Below are 279 nucleotides of genomic sequence, written 5' to 3' on the forward strand. Positions count from 1 at the left end.
GCGCCACCGAACGTCAAAAGACATAAGGCTTCGTCATTAGAACAAGCGATTAAGCTAGTCAATGGAGCTTGAACATCACTCACCAAGGTATCGAGTTGGCTCAGCAAATCTTTAGCAGCAGCGATAAAAAGGTCGTTTTCTCCAGCAATGCAAGTTCCAAGGTCTGTTGCGGTTTTCTCAAAAGCCGCATCGGTCTTGTCTTGTTCCGCAGCAATGCAGTCAAGAACGGCTTTGCCGTCGGCGTTGGCACCATCCTTCAATTTCTCGAGAACATCGATG

General features: G+C 48.0%; 1 protein-coding gene. It reads right to left on the reverse strand.

Annotated features, from left to right (window positions below; all coding sequences use genetic code 11):
- Positions 1-279: hypothetical protein (locus QWY29_RS20280; RefSeq protein ID WP_300963036.1), on the reverse strand; the 279-nt coding region annotated here is incomplete at both ends.

This window comes from Nocardioides abyssi (genome assembly GCF_030412915.1).
Lineage (GTDB): Bacteria > Actinomycetota > Actinomycetes > Propionibacteriales > Nocardioidaceae > Nocardioides > Nocardioides abyssi.